Genomic DNA, 14839 nt, shown 5'->3' on the forward strand with positions numbered 1-14839 from the left:
GTCAGGCGGCAACATCCACATCGTCCAACAACCAGTTCGGGTCGCTGGAGGACACATTGCGCATGAAGGTCCAGATTTCCTTGGCAATACGCGTGGTCTCGCCATCGCCCAGTTCTGCTTCATAGCGCACCATCACCCGGGCCATGCTGCCGTCGAGTTCAGCGCGCTCAATCTCGGCCTTCTTGATGCGCAGCAATTCGAACGGGCGGGCGCCATTGGCATCCCGCTCTGCAATTGCCGCGTCCCAGGCTTCATAGACATCATCATCCAGCAGCGGGCGCAGGGCATTGCGATCGCCTTTGGCATAGGCCGCGACAATCATCTGATAGGCGGCCTTGGCGCCGCGCATGAACTCTTCAGCGCGGAAAGACCGGTCGGCATTATAGATGTCTTCCAGGCCAGCGGCGGCCGGGCCGGTGAAGATCGGACGCTCATTGTCCACGCGGCGCTGCATGGGAACCGGCGCCTCTCCCTGCGGGGCGCGCTTTTCCGGCGTTGGCGCAGGACGCTGCATCGGGCCTTCATCCCCGCCCCTGCCGAGCGCGGAGTACAGGCGCCACAGAACGAACAGGGCGACAGCCGCAAGGATAAGGACTTCAATCAGCGGGTTGGACATTTTAGCGGCGAAATCCTTCAGTGCGTTTACAGGCTCTCAGGCACACATAGTGCCAGTACCGTCCTGTTGCCAGCCCATGCGTTGCACCTGACGGGGCTGCATGCTAGGCGCGAGGCCCTAACTTCAGAGGTGGATAATGACAGATACGAGCGCCCCCGGAAACCCCACCCCCGGTCAGCAGCCCGCCAATCCGCCGAGCCTTCGCGTGCTCGGCCAGTATGTGAAGGATCTCTCTTTCGAGAATCCGGGCCATGCTCCGGTTCAAACCCAGCCGAATATCGATCTGGGGATCGATGTGGGCGCCACGCCGCATGCCGACGGCAACGGCCTGTTCGAGGTTTCCCTGAAACTTTCGGCCAAAGCGACGGCCGGCGACACCGTCCTGTTCATCTCCGAACTCGACTATGCGGGCCTGTTTCAACTGCAGAGCGTTCCGGAAAACCAGGTTGAGCCGATGCTGCTCATCGAATGCCCCCGCCTGCTGTTCCCGTTTGCCCGCCGGATCATCGCCGAGATCACCCGTGAGGGCGGCTTCCCGCCCCTGCTGATCGATCCGGTCGATTTTGTTGCGCTGTATCAGGCGCAATACCGGCGCGCCGCCGAGCGGCAGAATGGGAATGGCGGCGCGAACTGATCGCCCGTCAGGTATACGCCTTCCAGAGCGCGTCCGGCCCAAGCTTTTCCACAAGCGCGGCATGGGCGGCGCGCTCTGCCTCGGTGATCAGAGATCCCAGCGGCTCTGGCCGCTGTTGCGCGGCGGGGCGCTTGTAGTTGCTGCTGTCAAAGGCCGGTTCGAACGCAAAGGCGCGAGCCCGCCCGCCTAGCAGTTCCAGATAGACGCTCGCCAGAAGCTGGCTATCGAGCAGCGCGCCGTGAAAGGTGCGGCTTTCAAGGGAAATGTCAAAGCGCTTGCAGAGCGCGTCCAGGCTGGCCGGGGCGCCGGGATAGCGTTTGCGCGCAATCTGCACCGTATCGACCCAGCGCGCCTCCGGAATGATGTCCCGCCCGCAGCGCTGCAATTCCATATTCAGAAAGCCGCGGTCGAAGCTGGCATTGTGCGCCACGATGGTGGCGTCGCCCAGAAAGTCTAGGAAGGCCTCTATAATGTCTGGATGCTCGAACGGCGGCTTGTCGCGCAGGTGATCATCCGTGATGCCGGTGATGCGGATCGTGGCTTCCGACACCGGTTTGCCGGGATTGATCAGGCGGCGGAACGTCTTGCCCGTCGGGATGTGATTGATCATCTCGACCGCGCCGATCTCGATGATCCGGTCGCCCTCATTCGGATTGAGGCCGGTGGTTTCAGTATCGAACGCGATTTCGCGGATACGGTCAGTCATGGCGCCTCTCCCGATGCGATTCGCTGCATCAGGGCAATGATGGCGCGGACCTGGTCGCGTGCAAAGTCGAAACCATGGGCTGTCGACAGGATAAAGTCGGCGCGGGCGCGCTTGTCGGCGTCCGGCATCTGGCGCGCGAGAATGGCCTCGAACGCCTCTTCCGTCATACCCGGCCGGGCGAGCACGCGGGCCCGCTGCACATCGGCCGGCGCGGTGACCACCAGCGTGTAGGTGCAATGCCGGTTTCCGCCGGTTTCAAACAGCAGCGGAATATCCAGCACGGCGAAGGGCGACCCCTGCTCCTTGGCGCGGCGGCGGAAATCGAGCTGGGCTTCTCCGGCGAGGGGATGGACGATGCCTTCCAGCCGCTTCATCGCGGCGGCATCATCCAGCACGCGGGCGCGCAACTTCTGCCGGTCGATGGCGCCCTTTTCGGCGACGCCGGGAAAGGCTTCCTCAATCGGGGCCACCGCTGCGCCGCCTTCCGCATAGAGCGCATGAACGGCCGCGTCGGCATCATAGACCGGCACGCCGCCATCCCGGAAAAGGCTCGCCGTGGCAGACTTGCCCATGCCGATTGAACCGGTCAGCCCGAGGATGATCATGAAGTGGCCTCCACAAGTTTGCGGCAGCGGGCATGAGCTTCGGCCATGTCCGGCATGATGCCGAACCAGTGATCAAAGCTGATGGCTGCCTGGGCAACCAGCATGCCGAGCCCGTCCAGCGTGCGCCAGCCTTTGGTCTTGGCTTCGGCCAGCGCGGCGGCCGCGCCCTTGCCATAGCTGATGTCATAGAAAATGCCGCCGGCCGCTTCTGGCAGCTCCAGCTTTTCGCCCGAATGACCCAGGCTGAGTGTGTTGACGACGAGGGCGGCAGAGGGAAGCTGGCGCAAGCCTTCTTCCAGCGAGAGGACGCGCGCGCCAGGCGCCAGATCCCGCTTCAGGACTTCTGCCCGGTCGACGGTCCGGTTACAGAGGGTCAGCTTTGCGCCGCGCTCGGTCAGCACCGATGCCACGGCGCGCGCCGAGCCCCCTGCCCCGAGCAGAAATACCGTGCGGCCGGAGACATCTATATCACCATAGTCCAGCGTGAGGCCGAACCCGCCCGCGTCTGTATTATCCCCGATCCAGCCATTGTCTCGGCGGACAAGAAAATTCACCGCGCCGAGCCGCTGCGCCGTTTCGCTGACCGAGGCAGAGAGGCGGAGGGCTTCTTCCTTGTGCGGAAGGGTGACGTTGAGGCCAATCACACCTTGACGGGCGAGACCGTCCAGCCCGGCAGCAAGTTCACCGGCCTTCACCTCGAACGCGGAATAGACCGCATCGATCTGGTGGGCACGCAGCCATCCATTGTGAATGAAGGGCGAGAGTGAATGGGCGATGGGATCACCCACTACGCCGAGAAGATGTGTCATGTAGGGAGCACTTTCCGGATACGGAGGTAATCCAGGAGCGGCAGCAGCGGCAGGCCGAGAATGGAGAAATAATCTCCCTCGATCCGCGCAAACAGCTGCGCGCCCAGACCCTCGAGCTGGTAAGCCCCCACAGTCGAGAGAAGCGCGTCGCCACAGGTCGAGACATAATTCTCGATATATTCTTCCGTGAGCGGGCGCATGGTCAGTTTCGGCCGGGCAAGGTGGCGCCATACCGGCGCGCCATCTTCACAGACCACAATAGCGGTTTCCAGCGTATGGGATTTCCCCGAAAGCTGGCGCAGGTGATTTTTTGCCGCTTCCAGATCAGCCGGTTTATCAAAGGCCTGGTCGCCAAGGGCAAGCATCTGATCGCCGCCAATCACCAGGCCAGAGCGTTTGGAAGACACGCGCATCGCCTTGAGTTCGGCCAGCTGCATGGCCTGTTCGCGCACGGGCAGCTTGTTGGCGCGCATGGTGTTGCGGAAGGCTTCCTCATCCACATTCGGCGCCGCGCTCTCTGCCTCGACGCCAGCAGCAGCAAGCAGCGCGCGCCGGCTCTTGCTGGTGGAAGCAAGCGTGACGGCCAGGCTCATGAATGTCCCCAGCGTTCATGCAGCATGTTGAGAATGCCCGCGGCGGTCTCTTCCACGGAGCGGCGGGAGACATCGATCGTTTTCCAGCCATTGCGCTGAAACAGGCGATTGGCCTGGGTGATCTCGTCGCGCACGGCTTCTTCATCGGCGTATTCGGTGATCTCATCCTGGTTCAACGAGATGAGGCGCTGGCGGCGGATCTGCACGAGGCGTTCGGCGGAGATCTTGAGGCCCACTACCAGCGGGCCCTTGTCGCCGAGCTTTTCCATGAACTCCGGCAGCGGCACGCCGGGCACCAGCGGGATGTTCCCTGCCCTCACTTTCCGGTTAGCCAGATACACGCAGGTTGGCGTCTTCGAGGTACGGCTGACCCCCAGGAGGATAACGTCGGCGCCGATCAGGCTTTCCACATTCTGCCCATCATCATGGGCCAGAGTGAAGTTGATGGCTTCCATCCGCTCGAAATAGTCTTCGTCCAGCGCGTGCTGACCGGCGACCCGGTTATTCGGCGCCACGCCCAGATGGCGGCTCAGCATGGCGATGGACGGGTCCAGCACCGGCAGGGTCGGAATGCTCCGCTCACGGCAGAAGGCTTCCAACCGGCCGCGCAGGGCGCCATCTGAGATAGTATACCACACCACGCCGGGAGCCGCCTCGATCTCCTTCATCACTCTTTCAAGCTGACGTTCGGAGCGAACCAGATAATAGTTGTGTTCCAGCGGCTGCACATTCTCGAACTGGGCGCAGGCCGCGCGCTGGATGGCGTTGAGCGTCTCGCCCGTACTGTCGGACACGAGATGCACATTGAAATAGATGCTGGGGCGTTGAGGCTGGGTCACGAAAGTCTCTTGCCGGTCTGGCGGCGATTTCACAAGGGGTGTGACTCCCATGTGGAATTTCAAATCACACACACGGATTCACAGGCGACTCACAATTGCAGGATTCTCACCTCTGGAGAGTCACGCTGCGTTCTCCTCTGTGATTCCAACACGGACGTTTACACCCTGTTAACCATTGACTCATTTCGGATTTGAAACGCCAAAGCGTCGCGGACCAATCTGTGACTCGCCTGTGGATTTGACGGGATAAAGCGTTAACAGACAGGTTATCCCTGAATCCCTCGGGGTTATAATCATAAGCGCCCTGACGGGCATTTAGATGAGATCGGGAAGGGGACTGCGTGGCAACGTCCGTTAAGAAATTGCTGGCTGTGCTGTCAGGCGAGACTGTGAAAGTTCCTCCGGTATGGATGATGCGTCAGGCTGGGCGCCACCTGCCCGAATATCTGGAGACGAGAGCGAGGGCGAAAGACTTCCTCGACTTCTGCTACACGCCTTCTCTTGCCACCGAAGCCACCCTTCAACCCATCCGCCGGTATGGCATGGACGGGGCAATCCTCTTCGCAGACATCCTGCTCATCCTGGATGCGATGGGTCTGAAAGTGGCTTTCGAGAAGGGAGAAGGCCCCCTGGTCGAACAGATATCCGGCCCGTCTGATCTGGGAATGGTGACGCCCCAGAAGGCGGCTGACCGGCTTGCGCCTGTTTATGAAACCGTTTCCCGCGTGAAGGCGTCCCTGCCCCCCTCCACCACGCTGATCGGATTTGCCGGTTCTCCCTGGACGGTCAGCCTCTATGCCGTTGAGGGCCGGGGGAAGACCGACAAGTCCACCGCCTGGCGCTGGGCCCACGGCCGGCCGGAGGACCTGGCCGCAGTGATGGATCAGGTCACCGAAGCGACCGCATATTATCTCTCCCGCCAAGTTGAGGCGGGGGCCGACGCGCTGATGCTGTTCGACAGCTGGGCCGAGGGCCTGCCCGACAACATCTTCCGCGAAGTGGTCATCCAACCGACCAGGAAGCTGGTCGCCCGGCTTCGGGAGATCGGCATTACGGTGCCAGTGATCGGCTTTCCGCGCGGCGCGGGCGTCATGCTACCCGAATATGTGCGCGAAACCGGAGTGACGGCCGTTGGCCTGGACACGGCGGCCTCCCCAGCTTTCATCAATGCCGAGCTGCCGGCAGGCTTTCCGGTTCAGGGCCATCTCGATCCCCTGCTGCTGATCGAAGGGGGTGGGCGACTTGACGCACGGGTCCGGCAATTGCTGGACGCCTACCGGGGCCGGCCCCATATCTTCAATCTCGGTCATGGCATCCGCCCCGAGACCCCGATTGCGCATGTCGAACGCGTGTTGGAACTGATCAGAACCGAATAGAAAGTGAGGGCCGAGATGGGCCGCCGGATCGCTGTTGTGCTGTTCAACCTGGGTGGCCCGGATACTGGCGACGATGTTCAGCCCTTCCTGAAAAATCTATTCCGCGATCCGGCCATCATCCGGGCACCTCTTCCGATCAGATGGCTGGTTGCCAGGATAATTTCTTCCCGGCGCGCCCCTATGGTGAAGCAAAACTATGCCCTGATGGATGCCGGCGGCGGTTCTCCCCTGCTCGGCGAGACGAAGAAACAGTCCGCTGCGCTTGAGGCAGAACTGGCAATGCGGCTTCCGGGGGATGAGGTCCGCTGCTTCATCGCCATGCGCTATTGGCATCCCTTCACCGAGGAAGCGGCGGCTGAAGTTCAGAAATGGGGCGCCGATGAAGTCGTGCTCCTGCCCCTTTACCCCCAATTCTCCACCACCACGACGGGATCTTCCCTCACCGCCTGGAACAAGGCGTACAAGGGCCAGAGCCGCACGGTCTGCTGCTATCCTTTCGAGGAAAATTTCGTTTCCGCGCATGTCGACCGGATCATGGAAGCCTGGGAACGGGCTGGCCGGCCTGACCAGGTAAAGCTTCTCCTTTCGGCCCATGGCCTGCCGGAAAGTGTGATCAAAGCGGGCGACCCGTATCAGTGGCAGTGCGAGGCGCTGGCTGAAATGGTGGCCGGGCGCGTGCCTGCCCATTGGGAAGTCAGCGTTTGTTACCAGTCCCGTGTTGGCCCGATGAAATGGATTGGACCGGCCACCGAAGAAGAGATCGCCCGGATTTCCGATCAGGGCGGAAATATCCTGATCGCGCCTATCGCCTTTGTGTCTGAGCATATCGAAACGCTGGTGGAGCTTGGCGAGGAATACCGCTTGGTGGCCGAGAAACACGGCGCGGCAAGCTATACCCGGGTCGAGGCGCTGGGCACCCATCCCGGCTTTATCGCCACCATGGCGGGCGAAGTGACCCAGGCGCTCTCAATGAAGGCAGTTATCCGCTCCTGCGCCGGTGACCGCCTCTGCCCTTCCGGCTGGAGCGGGTGTCCCCATGCGGAAAGGAAACAGAAAGCCGGCGTCCGTATCACGGAAAACGCTGTTTAACGGGGAGCGCAGATATGGACCTCTATAACTGGCTGAAGGCCGGGCACGTGGTGTTCGTCATCGCGCTGATGGCGGGCCTGCTGGTCTATCCGCGCTACAAGATCCACCAGCTCTCCAGCCAGCCCGGGGAAGCCCTCTTCGAAACGATGAAGAAATCCTCCGGCCAGCTCCGGATGATCATCCTCAATCCCAGCCTCGTCCTCGTATGGCTTTTCGGCCTCGCGATGGTCTATGTCGACTGGCAACGCGGCGGGCAGCTTTATCTCGAGGGATGGTTTCACGCGAAACTTCTGCTCGTGCTGATCATTTCCGGTCTGCATGGCTACTTCATCGGCCTAGGCAAGAAAGTTGATCGGGTGACCGGCACCGTTCAGGCCAAGACCCTGCGGATGATGAACGAGGTGCCTTTCCTGCTGATGATCGGCGTTGTGATCCTGGTGATCGTTAAGCCTTTCTGAGCGGGCCACGGCCACAATCGCTTGACGGGCGGCGGGTTTGTGACGGATAAGGCACGGGCTGGCCCGCCAAGTCCTTTGGCGCCGCGATGTATATTCGCCCGGCCCCTCCCCTTTTGACTTTTCCAGTCCGGATACTGCCCGAATGGCTTCCACGATGCTCGACAACCTTACCAGTGTGACTCTGCGCGAACTCAAGGCGAAGTCGCCTGAAGAACTCCTCGCTTATGCCGAGGAGCTCGAGATCGAGAACGCTTCCTCGATGCGGACGCAGGACATGCTGTTCGCCATCCTCAAGGAACTGGCAGACAGCGAAGTCGAGATCACCGGTCAGGGCGTGCTGGAAGTGCTCACCGACGGGTTCGGTTTCCTCCGCTCACCGGAATCAAACTACCTGCCCGGCCCGGACGACATTTATGTCAGCCCGGAAGTGCTGAAGAAAGCCAACATCCGCACCGGCGACACCGTCGAAGGTCCGATCGTCGCCCCGCAGGACAGCGAGCGTTACTTCGCGCTGACCGATGTGAGCCGCATCAATTTCGAGGAGCCGGAAAAGGCCAACAAGAAGGTCCACTTCGACAACCTCACCCCGCTCTATCCGGAAAAGCGCCTCAAGATGGAGAGCCGCGATCCGACCAAGAAAGACCGCTCGGGCCGCGTCATCGATATCGTCGCGCCCATCGGCAAAGGCCAGCGCGCCCTGATCGTCGCCCCGCCGCGCACGGGTAAGACCGTTCTGATGCAGAACATCGCGGCCGCCATCGAAGAGAACCATCCCGAATGCTATCTCATCGTTCTGCTGATTGATGAGCGCCCGGAAGAGGTGACCGACATGCGCCGCACCGTGAAGGGAGAGGTTGTTGCCTCCACCTTCGACGAGCCGGCGACCCGCCACGTCCAGGTGGCCGAGATGGTCATCGAGAAAGCCAAACGCCTTGTCGAACACAAGCGCGATGTCGTCATCCTGCTCGACTCGATCACACGCCTTGGCCGGGCGTACAACACTACCGTTCCTTCCTCCGGCAAGGTGCTCACCGGCGGTGTGGACGCCAACGCCCTTCAACGCCCGAAGCGTTTCTTCGGCGCGGCGCGGAATGTCGAGAATGGCGGTTCGCTGACGATCGTCGCCACCGCCCTGATCGATACCGGCAGCCGTATGGACGAGGTTATCTTCGAAGAGTTCAAGGGCACCGGTAACTCCGAAGTCGTCCTCGACCGGAAGATTGCCGACAAGCGCACCTTCCCGGCCATCGACATCATGAAGTCGGGCACGCGGAAAGAAGAACTCATCACGCCGCAGGACCAGCTTTCGAAGATCTACATCCTGCGCCGCATCCTTGGCCCAATGGGCACGACCGATGCGGTCGAGTTCCTGCTCGACAAGTTGAAGCAGACGAAGACCAACGAAGAATTCTTCGAAGCGATGAAGAACTAGGGAGCCTGGCGCGATGGGCGCGCAAGATACAATCTGTGCGCTCGCCTCAGGCCCTCCGCCGTCGGCCATTGCCATCATCCGAATTTCCGGCCCCGCAGTTGCCGAGGTTGGAAAGCGGTTTCTCGCGTCCGGTCTGCCGGAGCCGAAGCGCGCGTCCCTCACATATATATATGACACATCCGGCGAGTTGATCGACCAGGGGATCGCGCTCCACGCCAGGGCGCCGCACTCCTATACCGGTGAAGACACGCTGGAGCTCTACCTGCATGGCGGGCCGGCAGTCATCGATCATGCCCTCCGTGCGCTGACGTCCGTGTCCGGAATACGCCTGGCTGAACCCGGAGAGTTCACGCGCCGGGCCTTTGAAAATGGTAAACTGGATCTTACCGAGGCCGAAGGCGTCGCTGACATTATCGAGGCCGAAACCACCGCGCAGAAATCCCAGGCCCTTCGCCAGCTCGGCGGCGGTCTCACCGAAATATATGATACCTGGCGCGAGGAACTGACCGGCGCCCTCGCCCTCATCGAGGTGATGATCGACTTTCCCGATGAGGGAGACGTGCCGGAAGACACCGTCCGGCCAATCCTCGAACGGCTCGCCAAGGTGATCGCGGAAATAGAGACGGGGCTCGGGGACCGGGGCGTCGGTGAACGCATCCGGGACGGGTTCCGGATTGCAATCGTCGGCCCGCCTAATGCCGGCAAGTCCTCCATCCTCAACCGCCTGGCCCGGCGGGAAGCCGCCATCGTCACCGACATCGCCGGCACGACGCGCGACATTGTCGAGGTGAGGATCATCCTCGGCGGACAGGTCGTCTGGATTGCGGACACGGCGGGCCTGCGCGAGACCGAAGACGTGGTCGAGGCGGAAGGCGTGCGCCGCGCGCGCCGGGCAGCGGCCGAAGCGGACCTCCGCATTCATGTGATAGATGGCGCGGCCCCCTCCCCTCCCCCCGGCCCCATCGAGGCGCAAGATATTGTCGTCTTCAACAAGGCCGATGCCCGGCCAGCCATTCTCGCGCCGGATGGCGCGCTGCCTGTGTCGGCGGTCACCGGCGAAGGCATTGATACGCTCGAATCCTGGATTGCCGGTTTTGTCTCCCAGCGCGCCGCTTCGGTTGAAGCCCCGGTCATCACCCGCGCGCGGCACCGGGAAAAACTCGCCGCCGGTCTTGCCAGCCTGGTCTCCGCCCGGGAAGCCCTCGCCCAGGATATTGGCGCCGAGCTTGCCGCCGAAGATGTCCGCATGGCGCTGCGCCAGCTTTCTTCCGTCATCGGCAAGGTCGATGTGGAAGACGTTCTCGGGGCCGTGTTCTCCAAGTTCTGCATCGGAAAATGACCCCTAGGGTTTGAGGGCGCCCGGCGTTATATAGCCGCCTCAAGCAGCGCTTAAGGGTTGGTTAATGCCGGACTTCCCGGATTTCGACGTGATTGTGATTGGCGGCGGCCATGCCGGCTGCGAAGCGGCGGCGGCCTCTGCCCGCTTTGGCGCGCGCACGGCGCTCATCACCCACAAGCTCTCCACCATTGGCGAGATGAGCTGCAACCCCGCGATCGGTGGTCTCGGCAAGGGTCACCTCGTTCGAGAGATCGATGCGCTCGACGGCGTCATGGGACGTATGGCTGACAAGGCCGGCATCCAGTTCCGGATGCTCAACCGGTCCAAAGGCCCCGCCGTCTGGGGCCCCCGCTCGCAGATCGACCGGAAGCTTTACCGCGAGGCGATGCAGGCCGAGCTCGCTGACTATCCCAACCTCACCCTCATCGAAGACGGCGCTGAAGATCTGATCGTCGAGGACGGCAAGGTCTGCGGCGTGATTGGCCTCACCGGCAAACGCTATCCGGCGGCCAGGGTCGTCATCACCACGGGTACCTTCCTCAAGGGCGTCATTCATATCGGTGCCAAACGCATTCCCGCGGGCCGGATTGGCGAAGCGCCTGCCCTTGGCTTGTCCGACCGGCTCTATGCCATTGGCCTTCCGATGGGCCGCCTCAAGACCGGAACCCCGGCCCGCCTGGATGGCCGTACCATCCATTGGGACCGGCTCGAGATGCAGCCAGCCGATGAGCAGCCGATCCCGTTCTCCTTCCTCAATTCGGAAATCACCGTCCCGCAGGTTCAATGCGGCATCACCTGGACGACACCGGAAACCCATTCGATCATCGAAGCGCATATGGAAGAGTCGGCGGTCTATTCCGGCGCCATTTCCGGACGCGGTCCGCGCTATTGCCCCTCGATCGAAGACAAGGTGAACCGGTTCGGCGACCGCGACCGGCATCAGGTGTTTCTGGAGCCCGAAGGCCTCGATGATCACACCGTCTATCCGAACGGCATCTCCACCTCGCTTCCCGAAGAGGTCCAGGAGAAGTTCATCCGTACGATTCCGGGTCTCGAGGATGTTGCCATCCTCCAGCACGCCTATGCCATCGAATATGATTATGTCGATCCACGCGCGCTCAGCCCCGCGCTGGAAGTCAAACAGATGCCCGGCCTGTATCTCGCCGGACAGATCAATGGGACGACGGGATATGAAGAGGCCGGCGCCCAGGGGCTAATGGCCGGCCTCAACGCCGCGCGCGCCGCTGTCGGGAAAGACCCCATCATCTTCGACCGCGCGGAAGCCTATATCGGCGTTCTGATCGACGACCTGGTGACCCGCGGTGTGACCGAGCCCTATCGGATGTTCACCTCGCGGGCCGAATACCGCCTGGCGCTCCGGGCGGACAATGCCGATCAGCGTCTCACCGGAAAAGGCATCGAAGCGGGTGTCGTGGGCGAGAAACGCGCCGCAATGTTTCACGTGAAACATCGGGCGCTGGAATCGGCCCGGAATCTTCTGAAAAGTCTCAATCTCAGTCCGGCGGCTGCCGCGCGGAATGGGTGGACGGTCAATCAGGATGGCCGCGTCCGCTCTGCCTGGGAATATCTCTCCTATAAGGACATCGGCTTCTCTCGTCTGATTGCCGTCTGGCCTGAGCTTTCCGAAGTGCCCGCCGAAATTGTTGCGCAGATCGAGATTGAAGCGCTTTATTCTGCCTATCTCGATCGCCAGGCCGAGGACGTGGCCGCGCTCCGCCGGGATGAGGCGCTGAGCCTTCCGGGTGATCTCGACTATGATCAGATTGGCGGCCTCTCGAACGAAGTGCGCCAGAAACTGAAAGCGGTCCGCCCAGGCACACTTGGTCAGGCCGCCAGGATCGAAGGCGTCACACCGGGGGCGCTGACGGCGCTACTCGGACACGTCCGCCGCATCCGCAAAGCGGGGTGAAAATGAGCGCGCATGATGACCGCGCGGCCTTTCTGGCCGCCAACGATGTTTCACGTGAAACATTGAATCGGCTCGACCGGATCATTTCGGAACTCGATGTCTGGCGGCAGAAGTCAAATCTGATCGGTCCGAAGGAGTGGCCTCAGATCTGGACGCGCCATGTCGGCGACTCCTGGCAGCTTCTGGATCACATTCCGGAAACGGCCCGCATTGTGGATCTCGGATCGGGCGCTGGCTTTCCCGGGCTCGTCATCGCGGCAGCGCGCCCGAAAGCTCATGTCACAATGATGGAATCCGTCGGCAAGAAATGCGCCTTCCTCCGCGCGGCCATCGAGGCGGCGGGCCTGAACGCGTCTGTCTATCAGGGCCGGATCGAGGCAGCGCCGCCGAGCAAGGCGGAGATCGTCACCGCGCGGGCCTTTGCGCCAATGCCACAACTTCTGGAATACGCGTCTCCCTGGCTCCGAAAAGGCGCAACGGGGGTTTTCCCGAAGGGCGAACGCTGGAAAGAAGAATTGACTGAAGCCCGCCAAAGGTGGAATTTCGCTTATGAAGCGATTCCAAGTCGCAGTGGTGGGTCAGGCGTCATTTTGATTGTCAGGGAGGTCTTACGTCGTCATGACTAGGCCGAGAATCTTCGCTGTGGTGAATCAGAAAGGGGGTGTCGGCAAGACGACGACCTCCATCAATCTCGGGACCGCGCTCGCCGCCGTCGGCCGCCGCGTCCTGATCGTCGATTTCGATGCTCAGGGTAATGCGTCCACCGGCCTTGGCATTTCACGTGCCGAGCGCCTGATGACCTCCTATGATCTGGTGGTCGACCGTGTGCCGCTCGAGGAGGCTGTCCTCTCAACCATCGTTCCGCGCCTCGACATCGTTCCGGGCGACGAGAACCTTTCCGGGGTCGAAACCGAGCTCGCTGGGGATGCCCACCGGTCATACCGGCTGAAGGAGTCGCTGCACTCCTATATCGACCGGGTCGAACAGGGCGGACTGGTTAAGTATGACTATGTGCTGATCGATTGCCCGCCTTCGCTTTCGGCGCTCACGGTCAATGCCATGACGGCTTCGGACGCGCTGCTGGTGCCGCTCCAGTGCGAATTCCTCGCGCTGGAAGGTCTGACCCAGCTTCTGCGCACCGTCGAGGTAGTTCGCTCCGGCCTCAATCCGACGCTCGAAATCCAGGGCGTGGTGCTCACCATGTATGACCGCCGCAACAGCCTGTCGGACCAGGTGGCCAATGAGGTCCGCGCTTTCTTCGGCTCGAAGGTCTACAACACCGTCATTCCGCGTAACGTCCGCCTGTCGGAGGCGCCATCCTTCGGCAAGCCTGCGCTGCTCTATGATTATCGTTGCCCCGGCAGCGAGGCCTATATCCGTCTCGCTTCTGAAGTGCTGCAGCGTGAAAAGGCGAGGGCGGCATGAGCGACCCGGCAGAAGACAATCGCGGTCGACCCAGCCGGCTTGGCCGGGGTCTCTCGGCCCTGATCGGCGAAGTGGAGGCGATGAATGTCCGGCCCACCGCCCAACCCTCTGCGCCTGCTGCTTCGGGCGAAACAGCCTCGTCAGCAACCGGCGCTCCAGCCGGCAGCCAGGGCGGCGCAACCGAAATTGCCATCGACCATATCCGGCGCAATCCGGCTCAGCCGCGCCGGACGTTCACCGAGGAGAACCTCCGGGAACTCGCCGACTCGCTGAAAGCCAAAGGTGTGCTTCAGGCGATCTTGGTCCGCCCGGATCCGAAGGAAGAGGGCAAGTATCAGATCATCGCCGGCGAACGCCGCTGGCGCGCGGCGCGGATGGCGGGGCTTACTTCCATTCCCGCGGTCGTCCGCAATGTCGATGAACTCGAACTGCTCGAGATCGGCATCATCGAAAACGTCCAGCGGTCCGACCTCAATCCGATTGAAGAGGCCGAAGCCTATGAGGCGCTGATGAAGCGCTTTGGCCGGACACAGGAGAGCCTTGCCTCCAGCGTCGGCAAAAGCCGCGCCCATATCACCAACACGCTTCGGCTGCTTCAGCTTCCCGATGGCGCGCGCACCCATGTCCGTGAAGGCCGCATCAGTGCCGGCCATGCTCGCGCCGCGCTCGGTTCGCCGGATCCTGAAGCGCTGATCGAGATCGCGGTGGAGAAGGGCCTTAGCGTTCGTGAGGTTGAGGCGCGCGCGAGAGAAGCCCGCAGCAACGCCCCGATCGAAACCAAGTCGATGGACAGCCTCACCCCGCAGGTGAAGGACATAAACACCGAAGCCCTCGAAGCGGACATCAGCCGCACGCTGGGCCTGGATGTCGATATTCGCCATGGCAAGAATGGCGGCGAGATCCGCATCAAGTATCGCGATCTGGAACAGCTCGATGAAGTGTGCCGCCGGCTGACGGCCAAGCGCCGCGCGCCGGAGTAATCGCCCGG

16 protein-coding genes are annotated in these 14839 nt (G+C 62.1%); 10 read left to right on the top strand and 6 right to left on the bottom strand.

The window, feature by feature from the left end; genetic code table 11:
* Position 1: 1 nt before the first annotated feature.
* Positions 2 to 616, bottom strand: coding sequence for a Tim44/TimA family putative adaptor protein (locus BBF93_RS18205; RefSeq protein ID WP_035597326.1), 615 nt, complete (start codon positions 614 to 616; stop codon positions 2 to 4).
* 136 nt (positions 617 to 752) lie between these two features.
* Between BBF93_RS18205 and secB the strand changes: the two genes are divergently transcribed.
* Positions 753 to 1250, top strand: a complete 498-nt coding sequence (secB, locus tag BBF93_RS18210; RefSeq protein WP_035597329.1) for a protein-export chaperone SecB — start codon at positions 753 to 755, stop codon at positions 1248 to 1250.
* Between the two features lie 7 nt (positions 1251 to 1257).
* Here the strand turns inward: secB and dnaQ are convergent, their stop codons facing one another.
* From dnaQ to BBF93_RS18235, 5 genes are read right to left on the bottom strand one after another with little or no spacing between them, the layout of a single operon-like run.
* Positions 1258 to 1956, bottom strand: coding sequence for a DNA polymerase III subunit epsilon (gene dnaQ, locus BBF93_RS18215; RefSeq protein ID WP_051612474.1), 699 nt, complete (start codon positions 1954 to 1956; stop codon positions 1258 to 1260).
* Positions 1953 to 2561, bottom strand: a complete 609-nt coding sequence (gene coaE / locus BBF93_RS18220) for a dephospho-CoA kinase (protein ID WP_035597332.1) — start codon at positions 2559 to 2561, stop codon at positions 1953 to 1955. The genes dnaQ and coaE overlap by 4 nt, the downstream gene beginning before the upstream one ends.
* Positions 2558 to 3370: a shikimate dehydrogenase gene (aroE, locus tag BBF93_RS18225; RefSeq protein ID WP_035597335.1), complete on the bottom strand. Its 813-nt coding sequence runs from the start codon at positions 3368 to 3370 to the stop codon at positions 2558 to 2560. Before aroE ends, coaE begins: the two co-directional genes overlap by 4 nt.
* A complete protein-coding gene (locus BBF93_RS18230; protein WP_035597339.1) occupies positions 3367 to 3963 on the bottom strand; it encodes a Maf family protein in 597 nt (198 codons plus the stop codon). Before BBF93_RS18230 ends, aroE begins: the two co-directional genes overlap by 4 nt.
* Complete coding sequence (locus BBF93_RS18235) at positions 3960 to 4802, bottom strand: pyruvate, water dikinase regulatory protein (protein ID WP_035597597.1); 843 nt, start codon at positions 4800 to 4802, stop codon at positions 3960 to 3962. Before BBF93_RS18235 ends, BBF93_RS18230 begins: the two co-directional genes overlap by 4 nt.
* 341 nt (positions 4803 to 5143) lie before the next feature.
* On the opposite strand from BBF93_RS18235, the gene hemE reads away from it, so the two are divergent.
* From hemE to BBF93_RS18280, 9 genes are all read left to right on the top strand, one after another.
* Positions 5144 to 6178 carry a uroporphyrinogen decarboxylase gene (hemE, locus tag BBF93_RS18240; protein ID WP_035597342.1) on the top strand — a complete coding sequence of 345 codons (1035 nt, stop codon included), beginning with the start codon at positions 5144 to 5146 and terminating at the stop codon, positions 6176 to 6178.
* Positions 6179 to 6193: 15 nt separating this feature from the next.
* The gene (gene hemH, locus BBF93_RS18245) at positions 6194 to 7267 is read left to right on the top strand and encodes a ferrochelatase (protein WP_114106810.1); all 1074 of its coding nucleotides are present in this window, start codon (positions 6194 to 6196) and stop codon (positions 7265 to 7267) included.
* Positions 7268 to 7281: 14 nt separating this feature from the next.
* On the top strand, positions 7282 to 7725 hold the full coding sequence (locus BBF93_RS18250) for a CopD family protein (RefSeq protein WP_035597348.1): 444 nt from the start codon (positions 7282 to 7284) through the stop codon (positions 7723 to 7725).
* Between the two features lie 142 nt (positions 7726 to 7867).
* Positions 7868 to 9157, top strand: coding sequence for a transcription termination factor Rho (gene rho / locus BBF93_RS18255; RefSeq protein ID WP_035597351.1), 1290 nt, complete (start codon positions 7868 to 7870; stop codon positions 9155 to 9157).
* Between the two features lie 13 nt (positions 9158 to 9170).
* Complete coding sequence (gene mnmE, locus BBF93_RS18260; protein ID WP_114106811.1) at positions 9171 to 10496, top strand: tRNA uridine-5-carboxymethylaminomethyl(34) synthesis GTPase MnmE; 1326 nt, start codon at positions 9171 to 9173, stop codon at positions 10494 to 10496.
* A gap of 64 nt (positions 10497 to 10560) precedes the next feature.
* Positions 10561 to 12426, top strand: coding sequence for a tRNA uridine-5-carboxymethylaminomethyl(34) synthesis enzyme MnmG (gene mnmG / locus BBF93_RS18265; RefSeq protein ID WP_114106812.1), 1866 nt, complete (start codon positions 10561 to 10563; stop codon positions 12424 to 12426).
* 2 nt (positions 12427 to 12428) lie between these two features.
* Entirely contained in the window at positions 12429 to 13052 is a 624-nt protein-coding gene (gene rsmG / locus BBF93_RS18270; protein WP_114106813.1) for a 16S rRNA (guanine(527)-N(7))-methyltransferase RsmG, read from the top strand.
* Positions 13045 to 13851, top strand: coding sequence for a ParA family protein (locus BBF93_RS18275; protein ID WP_035597362.1), 807 nt, complete (start codon positions 13045 to 13047; stop codon positions 13849 to 13851). Before rsmG ends, BBF93_RS18275 begins: the two co-directional genes overlap by 8 nt.
* Positions 13848 to 14831: a ParB/RepB/Spo0J family partition protein gene (locus BBF93_RS18280; RefSeq protein ID WP_035597365.1), complete on the top strand. Its 984-nt coding sequence runs from the start codon at positions 13848 to 13850 to the stop codon at positions 14829 to 14831. Before BBF93_RS18275 ends, BBF93_RS18280 begins: the two co-directional genes overlap by 4 nt.
* Positions 14832 to 14839: the final 8 nt, after the last annotated feature.

The sequence above is a fragment of the Hyphomonas sp. CACIAM 19H1 genome, assembly GCF_003325995.1.
Lineage (GTDB): Bacteria > Pseudomonadota > Alphaproteobacteria > Caulobacterales > Hyphomonadaceae > Hyphomonas > Hyphomonas polymorpha.

Bases quoted from the DNA above. Each gene is read 5' to 3' on its own strand.
- BBF93_RS18205 (WP_035597326.1), bottom strand. From the start codon at position 616: ATGTCCAACCCGCTGATTGAAGTCCTTATCCTTGCGGCTGTCGCCCTG.
- secB (WP_035597329.1), top strand. From the start codon at position 753: ATGACAGATACGAGCGCCCCCGGAAACCCCACCCCCGGTCAGCAGCCC.
- dnaQ (WP_051612474.1), bottom strand. From the start codon at position 1,956: ATGACTGACCGTATCCGCGAAATCGCGTTCGATACTGAAACCACCGGC.
- coaE (WP_035597332.1), bottom strand. From the start codon at position 2,561: ATGATCATCCTCGGGCTGACCGGTTCAATCGGCATGGGCAAGTCTGCC.
- aroE (WP_035597335.1), bottom strand. From the start codon at position 3,370: ATGACACATCTTCTCGGCGTAGTGGGTGATCCCATCGCCCATTCACTC.
- BBF93_RS18230 (WP_035597339.1), bottom strand. From the start codon at position 3,963: ATGAGCCTGGCCGTCACGCTTGCTTCCACCAGCAAGAGCCGGCGCGCG.
- hemH (WP_114106810.1), top strand. From the start codon at position 6,194: ATGGGCCGCCGGATCGCTGTTGTGCTGTTCAACCTGGGTGGCCCGGAT.
- BBF93_RS18250 (WP_035597348.1), top strand. From the start codon at position 7,282: ATGGACCTCTATAACTGGCTGAAGGCCGGGCACGTGGTGTTCGTCATC.
- rho (WP_035597351.1), top strand. From the start codon at position 7,868: ATGGCTTCCACGATGCTCGACAACCTTACCAGTGTGACTCTGCGCGAA.
- mnmE (WP_114106811.1), top strand. From the start codon at position 9,171: ATGGGCGCGCAAGATACAATCTGTGCGCTCGCCTCAGGCCCTCCGCCG.
- mnmG (WP_114106812.1), top strand. From the start codon at position 10,561: ATGCCGGACTTCCCGGATTTCGACGTGATTGTGATTGGCGGCGGCCAT.
- rsmG (WP_114106813.1), top strand. From the start codon at position 12,429: ATGAGCGCGCATGATGACCGCGCGGCCTTTCTGGCCGCCAACGATGTT.
- BBF93_RS18275 (WP_035597362.1), top strand. From the start codon at position 13,045: ATGACTAGGCCGAGAATCTTCGCTGTGGTGAATCAGAAAGGGGGTGTC.
- BBF93_RS18280 (WP_035597365.1), top strand. From the start codon at position 13,848: ATGAGCGACCCGGCAGAAGACAATCGCGGTCGACCCAGCCGGCTTGGC.